General features: G+C 49.1%; 8 protein-coding genes. 5 read left to right on the forward strand and 3 right to left on the reverse strand.

The genetic code is table 11. From position 1 onward, the window contains the following. A partial coding sequence (locus tag ASG93_RS37100; protein ID WP_200984460.1) for a fibronectin type III domain-containing protein occupies window positions 1-737 on the reverse strand: 737 nt, incomplete at its 3' end. Window positions 738-1,153: 416 nt separating this feature from the next. Between ASG93_RS37100 and ASG93_RS07125 the strand changes: the two genes are divergently transcribed. From ASG93_RS07125 to ASG93_RS07140, 4 genes are read left to right on the forward strand one after another with little or no spacing between them, the layout of a single operon-like run. Beyond that, entirely contained in the window at window positions 1,154-1,717 is a 564-nt protein-coding gene (locus ASG93_RS07125; protein ID WP_056830286.1) for a hypothetical protein, read from the forward strand. Window positions 1,718-1,749: 32 nt separating this feature from the next. Next, window positions 1,750-2,148 carry a hypothetical protein gene (locus tag ASG93_RS07130; RefSeq protein WP_235550767.1) on the forward strand — a complete coding sequence of 133 codons (399 nt, stop codon included), beginning with the start codon at window positions 1,750-1,752 and terminating at the stop codon, window positions 2,146-2,148. A 2-nt stretch (window positions 2,149-2,150) separates the two neighbouring features. After that, window positions 2,151-3,545: a hypothetical protein gene (locus tag ASG93_RS07135; RefSeq protein WP_056830289.1), complete on the forward strand. Its 1,395-nt coding sequence runs from the start codon at window positions 2,151-2,153 to the stop codon at window positions 3,543-3,545. 11 nt (window positions 3,546-3,556) lie between these two features. Further along, on the forward strand, window positions 3,557-3,946 hold the full coding sequence (locus tag ASG93_RS07140; RefSeq protein WP_156410830.1) for a hypothetical protein: 390 nt from the start codon (window positions 3,557-3,559) through the stop codon (window positions 3,944-3,946). Between the two features lie 162 nt (window positions 3,947-4,108). On the opposite strand, the gene ASG93_RS07145 is transcribed toward ASG93_RS07140, so the two are convergent. Next, window positions 4,109-5,074: an aldo/keto reductase gene (locus tag ASG93_RS07145; protein ID WP_156410831.1), complete on the reverse strand. Its 966-nt coding sequence runs from the start codon at window positions 5,072-5,074 to the stop codon at window positions 4,109-4,111. Between the two features lie 32 nt (window positions 5,075-5,106). Continuing rightward, window positions 5,107-7,809 carry a UxaA family hydrolase gene (locus tag ASG93_RS07150; RefSeq protein ID WP_056830293.1) on the reverse strand — a complete coding sequence of 901 codons (2,703 nt, stop codon included), beginning with the start codon at window positions 7,807-7,809 and terminating at the stop codon, window positions 5,107-5,109. A 303-nt stretch (window positions 7,810-8,112) separates the two neighbouring features. Between ASG93_RS07150 and ASG93_RS07155 the strand changes: the two genes are divergently transcribed. Beyond that, entirely contained in the window at window positions 8,113-9,015 is a 903-nt protein-coding gene (locus ASG93_RS07155; protein ID WP_056830296.1) for an AraC family transcriptional regulator, read from the forward strand. The last annotated feature ends 155 nt before the right edge of the window (window positions 9,016-9,170 follow it).

A 9,170-nucleotide genomic window follows, 5' to 3' on the forward strand; every position in this document is an offset into this window, starting at 1 on the left:
GTAAAGGTCGCATACTCATCTACCACTGCGAAATGGACCGGGCCGTAATCGTAGGACCAGTAGTTGTTAGCCACGTATGGATATGGGAAGTACTTGTTGAAGACCGAGCCTGTACCCTCATGGTTGCCCCTTGCCCCAATCATAGGGATCTCGGCCTGGAGAGCGTGCATCTGCGGGTATGTGGAACCGGAAACGAAGTATTCAGAGGTCCAGTAGCTCTCGGTATCGCCTCCAACTACATCCCCGCTGTTCAGGAGAATGGTCTGGTAGGCTGGGTCGGCGGTATAAGCCGAACGTGCCCGGGAAGCAACCGACTCTTGGGAACTTGGGTTGCTGCGGCTGTCGCCGTAGGAGAGGAACTTCACGGCAGTAGCGGAAGCCGCCGGCGCAGTAAGGAAAGAACCAGCCTGACCATCTACCTGATAGTAGTACTTGGTGCCCGGCTGCAGCCCGGTTATGGTGTACTTGTGCTGGTTGGCGGAACCGTACGTCCCGACGGTCGCTTGCCCCATCGAATAAGTGGTGTCGGTACCCCATTTGATAACGTTCGACTCTGTTACGCTCGTCTGCCAAAGGACGCTCATTGAGATGTTGGAACCTTCGAACAGCAGATAAGGCCCTTTAATGATGTTGGTGGCAGCTGACGCGCTGAAACTAGCAATGGTGAATAGAACACTAATAACACAAAGAACCAAAAATAAACCTTTCCACTTAGCTTTCATCATAGCTTTCATCATTTTCTTCCCTTCACTTTGATTAGGAGTTGGAATCGCGGGAAACCGCACCGTGCGGTCTCTTCCGTCTAAAGCCGAAACTAAAAACGTCTTCTTTACCTCCTTTCACCTCTGGCATCCCAGTCGGCGACACACCGCTACTACTTTGGCTGATTTGCTTCCATCTTTCCTCTTGTACCACGAAAGAGTTTGCGGTTAACAGGTATTCCCAGTACCAAACTGCCCAAGCAAATTATACTTAAAGGACTATTAAAACTGTGTAATTTTTGTGTAAATATTTAGACTATTTCCATAATTACAATTACTTAAAATCGCCATAACATTCCTATTACAATTCTTCTCTACACTTAATCGATATGACAAGTCATATCAATCGAATAAGAATCAAGTAAATCCCGAAAGAGAGAGATGGAAAGCTGATGAGACCATTGTTCACTGCAAGAGATTTTGCGATTACACAAGCGAGCGTAGCCGCTCTTCTTTTTTTATCAATCCCTTTGTTCAATGTCATAGGTTTCAGCAACCATAAGCTAATGGCCGTCCTGCATGGATTGGGCGCGACCATCACCGTCATCATGAGCTGCCAAACAATTCATCTGGCCTATCCCATGCTGCGGGGCAAGAATGGGGCCGCGGTTAGCCTGGAATGGACGCTCTGGCTGACGAATCTTATGGTTCTGCTCACGATCGTGTTCGGCAACTGGCTCTACATCGCTTACCGGGCGCCGGACGGTCCCCAGGAGTGGATGCTGTACCATAGCCCCGCGGTACATTTGATCGTGATGGAATATAAAGAATTCGTCTCGCTGTACCCGCTCCCTCTGGGAATTGCGGCGGCCGTTTTATTGCGCCGGTTTCGCCATACTCTCGAACCGGGCTCGGCGGCAAGCGTGATCATCGCTTTATTGATCACGCTATTCTGGATCTGTTTGCTGATCGGATTTGTGTTTGGTTTCGGCTTGACGAAACTTAGAATGGTATGATTTTCAACACGGTTGATAAGGAGGAAAAAATCGTGCAAGCGCACAAGCAACGAAAAACAGGCGAATTCGCTGCCGTTCTGCTTTCGGTATGGCTCGGTATCGTAACGACAACGGTCTGTCACTTATGGAGCGTTTACATTCCGGTCAGAGCCAACCCGATTTTACTGAAGATGGGCTCCTGGATGCCCGGTTGGTGGGGTATCGGTCCCTATGCCGGCAAAGAAACGGCAGGACTGCTCGTCTGGTTGGCCGCATGGGCTATATGCCACTGGACGATCGGACGGAAAGAGGTTGCTCTGAAACCGTGGACGATCGCATTTGCCGTTGCATTTTGTGCCAATCTGATCGTCATCTGGCCGACGGTTTACCACGCCTTACTGGGCTGGCCGATCCTGCCGAACACTGTGCCGGGATCAGGAGGAGGGGGCTAATTATGTCCATCATATCCAAATATAAACTTTCTTTGTTGCTGTGTGTATCCTTTGGTCTCCTGTTTCTTTCCTTCTATTGGACAAACGTGCCGACGGAAGGAGCCAAGTCATCCGCCCCGTCGTCCACGTCGTTTCAATTCGGTTATTTCGGCCAACATGAAGGGGAAGTCCAGGAGTGGATCAAGCAATTCGGGGACATTTCGTTTTTTGCCGCGCCTCATCAGCTGCTGCAGCGTCATCCGGAAGCGCAAACGTTTCAACTTTATCCCATATATGACGGTTCTACGACGGAAAACCTTTTTAATCAAGCTTATCCTCATTTGCCTGCCGAGACGCTTCCGGGTTACGGGAAATCTGTGTATGCGGTAAGTCACGGAAACGCCAGTTTTTTTTTCCTGAACGCCAACCGGTTATCGGATGCGGGAGACCGCCAGTTGGATTGGATTCGTCAGACGGTTGACGAATCTAAAAAAAAGTTCAACTTTGCATGGCTGAGTGAAGATCCGAAGCTTCCCGAGATATGGAACGCGTTCAGAGCCGCTGGAATTAACGCGGTTTTCATCCGCGATTCCGTCTATACCCTTAAATTGGCCGTAAATCAACAGCCTTCCGATTATGTGCCTGCCGAATATGAGGGCTGGGGAGTATGGGATTTGTCCAAGCTGAAGGAGACGCCCTTCATTACGGTAATTGAAGCGAATGATAACGCGCTGTTCATTAAGGCTGAGAATAAACAGGGACAAGTGCTGGAGCAACTGGAACAGGATGCCCTGAGCCTGGCTACGTTGGAACAAAAACAGGAAATCCCGCTCGTGGGCATACAATCCTTATGGCGCTATCATCCGGGAAGCAAGGCGATCAAATTCGCCATACCGGAAGGGATCGATGTGGGGGGAGAGGGTCCGATCATTGAAACTTTGCATACGGAAACTGTTAAACTACCTGCTTACGATTGGCGCAGTCCGGAATACGATGATTCCGCCTGGAAGACCGGCAGGGCTCCTTTGGGACATACGAATGACAGGGAGCGGCAGGCTTATGTTCAAACTAAATTGGAGGCCGTGAAGTCCCCGACTTATTATTTTCGCAAGTCGTTTGAATTGGATGGCGATCCGAAGGATTGGTCCGGTTTATATTTGCATATCGCCTATGAGGACGGTTATGTCGTTTATCTGAACGGCCAGGAAGTATCCCGGGACGCCATTCGAACCGGGATCTTAACCGAATCCTCGCTTGCGTTTCCGAATGAATTTTCCTTCTTTCGAAGAATTGATCTAAAAGCGCATTTGAACAAGCTTGTGAAGGGACGCAATATCATAGCCGTTGAAGTGCACCGCAGCCACTCCGCCTCGCCCAATCTGTTCTTTGACCTTGCCTTGTCTATTGAATCGAAATGAAAGGAACGTGGATGATGCAGACAGACCTGATGAATTGGATATGTAAACCGGCGAGGAGAAACGTTACCTCATTCTTGCTAATCGTTTGCCTTGCCGTCTTCACTACCGGATGCGGCGTCCCCGTTCCATCCGTCTCGATTCCGATTGCCGACATTGCCGTTACGAAAAATGATCTGATTGTCCAGAACCGCAGCGGATCTGTTCGGTACGATGTGCAAATCACCATTGACGACAAGTACACCTATGTAGCGGATGTGCTGCCCCTCGGCAAATCCAGCCTGCTATTAGCCGAATTTGTTGACGATCGGGGCCATCGTTACAAGCGCGGGCTGTTAAACATCCGCAATGTGATGATCAATATGCCCGACTCGATAGTCGGCAACAGGTACTATCGTTGGTAAATCGCGGCAAAGAGAAAACATGGGATCGTAAGCATGAAAGTAATTAAAAAATCCCGCCCCAAAGACATTCTCTTAGGGACGAGATTATTGTTCCAATTCAATGAATCACCCCAGCAGCTCGGTCACGAATCGATCTAGATGACCATGTTTCCCCCCTACCCACTAAGCAAATCGATTCTCTTCGGGATCATCCATATCATAGCCAAAGTAATCAAGCGCCGGCCATAGCTCAGGGGCAATCGGGTAATTCGCGAGCTCCAACGTCTGGGCTACCCGTTCCGGTTTGCTCATGCCGACGACTGTGCTGGCGATCCGCGGGTCGCGAAGTGAAAATTGAAGTGCTGCAGCGGCAAGGGGAACATCGTATTCCAGGCAAACCTTGGCGAACATACGCGCTCTCTCCAATACGAGTGTCGGAGCTTCGCTATAGGCATACCGAGCGTATGCTTCCGGACCTTTAGCTAATATACCGCTGCCATAAGGAGCGGCGTTAATGACGGCGATGCCCATGCTATTAGCGACATCAAGCAATGGTTCGGCAGCTCGATTGAGCAGCGTATATCGATTGTGGGTTTCTACAGCGCTGAACGCTCCCGTTTCGACATAACGAATGAGCATATCGATCGGTCCGCCGGATATACCGATGTGTTCGATGACTCCTTGCTCTTGAAACTTTTGAAGTACTTCTAAAGGTCCGCCGGGTCCCATAACATTTTCGAAGGTGGTATGTTCAGGATCGTGGATGTAAACGTATTGCAGACGATCAAGTCCTAATCGTTCGAGACTTCCTTCGATGGAACGTTTGATCTGTTCGCCGCTGAAGTCGCCGGTCTTGAAGTCGCGGTCGGCTTTGGTAGCCAACACGTATCCAGCCGGAAGTCCACCATTCGCTCGAATAGCCTTGCCGATTCGCCTTTCGCTCTCACCTTCGCCGTATGCTGCAGCCGTATCTATAAAGTTGATCGGGCTTTCGAAGGCGGTGCGCAACGTCACCAATGCCTGTTCTTCCGACGTGCTATATTGAAAGGTCCCTGGCATATCCCCGAGTGGAGCTGCTCCAATACATAGCGGTGATATGAGTAGGCCAGTACTGCCGAGCGGCCGTTGGGACAATAATGCGTTTGTCATGGAGTGTTCCTCGCTTTCTGATATTGTCTGCATTATAACGACACACCAAAAAAGCCCCGTGTCATTTGAAAATCGATATTTCCTTGCTGATAGAGACGCGGTACATAAGAATGTTCCAAAATTTCTTTGCTTCGCTCGAGAATAAGATTCACCCATATGCTCGGGTTGCCCTCGAGTACCAAATCGACATCTTGCTTATGGTTATGCAGCACGTCCTGATCCGACGTCATTTGCAACATTGGGACAAATGGATGCGCCTGCATCGGACGATCACCGATCAGCGCGATTATTAATTCCACACCTGTGGCGGCGAGTCCTGTGATCATTTCTACCCCATGCGTTGTTGGAGTCTCCATAATATGAAATCCATTTCGGCGGACGTGTTCCCCGTAGGCGATAGACGGCCCAACTTGAGAAGCGATAAATAGATGCTGACTGAACGCATCCTCGGCAAGCAATCCGCTGTTCTCGGGAACGACGACCAAGCCTCCGGCCGCGACAATCATCTTGGTCAGTGCCCCCAGCTGCTTGCCGGCATCTTTGTTAATGGCACCAACGCTTACGATCCCGATGCGCAGCCCTTCCAAACCGACCGTCACCTTCTCCGCAGTATCGGCCGCAACCAATCGATCGGCGAACCAAGCCTCAACCTTCTCGCTCACCTTGGCAATTCCGCCGTCGAGCTGGATGCTGGCATAACCAAGTCGGCTCGCATCTACGCCCATCACATCCATCTGATGGCGCATGAAGTCGTTATGCGTTTTCTCGCAGCCATGCTCCAGCAGCAAACAATGCTCCACCATCGGATGCGTAATATAGCCGATCATTGTGCGGGCAAACAGCGATTCGGCTGGCCCCCCCGAGGTGCCGCAGCCTTCCGTGTGCGCCAATGTGACAAAACGCGAGAGCTCAGGCTGCCCTGCTCCTTGCTCGTTCAGGCGCCTTGTAATCATGCCCGCTACCTGTCCGGCACAAAGACTGGTCGGCACGATCAAGCCGATATTGTCACTAGACTGCCGATTGCGATGTCGAGTAAAGGAAAATTGGATCGGGTTAACCATCGTTATAGCATCATCTTCAATTTCTATCGGATCTCCTGTCGGTACAGGAGTGTGAAGCAGCGTCTCCAGCTGACTCGCATCGTTCTGCTGCCAGTTGCGCCAAATTTGTACTTGGGCATGGCCCGCCTTCTCGCCAACGCTTCGCTGACCAGAGGCAATTTGGAGCGCCAACTCGAATACCTCTTGGCCCAGCTCATCCATCGACTTGCCTTCCAGAAACTGCCCCGCGTTCACATCCATATCGTTCGAAAGCAATTGGAAGCGGCGAGTTGTCGTGACCACCTTAACCGTAGGCACATATGGAAAGTTGGTGATCGAACCATTTCCCGTTGTAAAGAAGATCATGTTGCAGCCTGCGGCTACCTGTCCGGCGATGCTCTCCAGGTCATTGCCAGGGCTATCCATGAAATAGTAGCCGCCATACTTCATGAGCTCCCCGTACTCAGTTGCATAATCAATCCGAGTCGTCGGGTCTTTCTTCATAGCGGCGCCTATAGATTTGAGATAGATGTTGTACAAGCCGCGATACATGTTGCCACCTGACGGGTTACCTTCCGCACTGGTGCCGTGCCAGGACGTGCGCTCCTTAAATCGGTTCACAAGTTCCAGAAATTTACGCGCGGTTTCCACGTTGCGTACTTTCGAGAGGACATAGGGCTCCGCGCCAATCAACTCGTCAGTTTCGGCTAGACTAGCTGCACCGCCATAACGCACCAATTGTTCCGAAACCCAGCCGAGCAACGGATTCGCGGATACTCCGGAAAATGCGTCCGAACCGCCGCATTGCAAGCCGATTCGCAAGTGGCTAATGGATTCAGACGTTCGCTGCATTGTGTTGACCGTTGATAGCCATTCGCGTACTAACGCTTCACCATTAACCAGCTCCTCTTCGAAGCTGCCTGTGAGCGATACGAACTTATGCAGCACTTCATCGATCGGGTAGTTATGCTCACGTGCATAAGCCTCCACCATCTTGTTCGTAACAGATTCATTGCCATAATCGACAACCAATACAGCTCCGACGTTCGGGTTCACCATGAAACCTGCGAGCGTCCGCAGCAGCAAGTCCACATTATTCGGCTTCTCTGTGCCGCCCTCCGTGTGAGCGACGGGAACGATCCCGTCTATATTCGAATCATTCTTCCATTCGCCTTGCAGACGAGTGGCAAGCTCATTCACGTAGCTCCCCGTGTGCGAGGTAGTGCCGAGCAGTACGATGTAGTTCCGGGTGCCAACCCCGCGATCTTTATGGCGGCGATATCCCATGAAAGTTCGCGTATCCGTAAAAGCTGGCGATGCCTGAGCCGGGCGGAAGTTCTCCTCGTCAAAGATATAAGGAGAAACTTGATCCGCGAAATTGGACTCCTCCGGCACCGCGAATGTCAACTGGCGCACAGTGAGCGCTTTCCGAACTGTTTCGTTGATCACATAGTGGCCGGGCTGAATCGGCTTAAGCGCCACGCCGAAAGGCAAATGCCACGAAAGCAAATCTTCGCCAGGAGCGATCGCTTTCACCGCAAATCGATGGCCTTCCATAACCGTGTAATCCAAGGTGAGGATTTGGCCTTCATACTGAATGGCGGTACCAGAGTTCAATTGGTGAATCGCAACGGCGCAGTTATCCCCGGGCAAGGGAAGTCTCGCTACTTCTTCAAATTGGTAAACGACGTCCATCGATGACTGGCTCCTTTGATGAGATTTTCCGAACAATCCAAATACTACGTTGGCAACACTTAAACTACCTGCCATTATATGACTAGCACGCAACCTAGCGTGTGTTATTAGGACGAATCCCAGGATTCGATTCAGCCTATGATAGAATAAATTGAGTTTCTTCTAATGTTGGTGCTGCTTAATAATATTGTATCAGGATTACGGCATTTGTTAATTCTTTACCTTTGCAAAAACATACTCTATTTTGATATTCTATAAATAAGACTAATTAATGAAGTGAGATGATCTAGGGAGGTTCGGAAAATGCAAAAACCGCTAATAAAAAACTTTATTAACGACCCCCTCTTGCCATTTGACATCGTATTTAAGGACAAAAAGACACCGAATCGTGAACTACCAGAGCATCTTCATGATCGCTTTGAATTAGTTTATGTTTATAGTGGAAAAGGTACGTTTTTCTTAAACCAAATGCTCTACGAGATGAATGAAGGAGACCTCTTCATCATTCCTGGAAATACCATCCATCAGGCATTGCCAGATTCTGAATCTCCAATTACTGCCACTGCTGTCTTTTTTGATCCGCAACTGATCGGACATTATTCATCAGCTGATTCGTTTACGAATATGCAAGTTTTTGACCGAGCCCGAAAATATAAGAGCTATAAGCTTGTTGTCCCAGCAACCATACGCCCTCATCTTGAAGAAAAATTCAAACAAATGCATGAAGAATTGGAACAACACGAAGCTGGTTTTAGATACGCTGTTCAACTGAATTTAAATAGCCTTTTGATCATCATTAATCGTTTGATATTGAAAGAATCCCATCATCAACTGGCCGCGTCCGATGTCGGACCCTCCTGGTTACTAAACATACTTCAACATTTAGATCAGTTTCACACTGACCAAATCGCTGGACTTTCGTATTTGGCTAAGCTCACTTCAGTATCAGCCCCTCATTTATCTAGAGCGTTTAAACAATTAACCGGGATGAACATCACCGACTATGTGAATGCCAAGCGAATTTCAACTGCAAAGGAGCTGCTTTTAACTACCGACTTAGGTATTGATACGATCGCCCACAATTGCGGTTATGAGAGTTTACCTTATTTTCATAAGTTATTTAAGAAGTTTACTGGCGTTACCCCAGGCTTATACCGAAGAAAAGTAATTAAAGAAAATAGCTTCCAAATAGATAACATGACATAAAAAAGTGAAAGTATCTCAAGAGCATATTATTGTAAATATTACTCACCGATGCTAATTAAGGATAAACGACTCCGTCGTCCTTTTGGGGCGAGCACGTTTGTCAAGTCTGATGACGCGAAGTGTAATAAAAATTTATACTTTCTGCCCTGAAAATT

Source organism: Paenibacillus sp. Soil787, assembly GCF_001429545.1.
Taxonomy (GTDB): Bacteria; Bacillota; Bacilli; order Paenibacillales; family NBRC-103111; genus Paenibacillus_E.

Bases quoted from the DNA above. Each gene is read 5' to 3' on its own strand.
- ASG93_RS07125 (WP_056830286.1), top strand. From the start codon at position 1,154: ATGAGACCATTGTTCACTGCAAGAGATTTTGCGATTACACAAGCGAGC.
- ASG93_RS07135 (WP_056830289.1), top strand. From the start codon at position 2,151: ATGTCCATCATATCCAAATATAAACTTTCTTTGTTGCTGTGTGTATCC.
- ASG93_RS07140 (WP_156410830.1), top strand. From the start codon at position 3,557: ATGATGCAGACAGACCTGATGAATTGGATATGTAAACCGGCGAGGAGA.
- ASG93_RS07145 (WP_156410831.1), bottom strand. From the start codon at position 5,074: ATGACAAACGCATTATTGTCCCAACGGCCGCTCGGCAGTACTGGCCTA.
- ASG93_RS07150 (WP_056830293.1), bottom strand. From the start codon at position 7,809: ATGGACGTCGTTTACCAATTTGAAGAAGTAGCGAGACTTCCCTTGCCC.
- ASG93_RS07155 (WP_056830296.1), top strand. From the start codon at position 8,113: ATGCAAAAACCGCTAATAAAAAACTTTATTAACGACCCCCTCTTGCCA.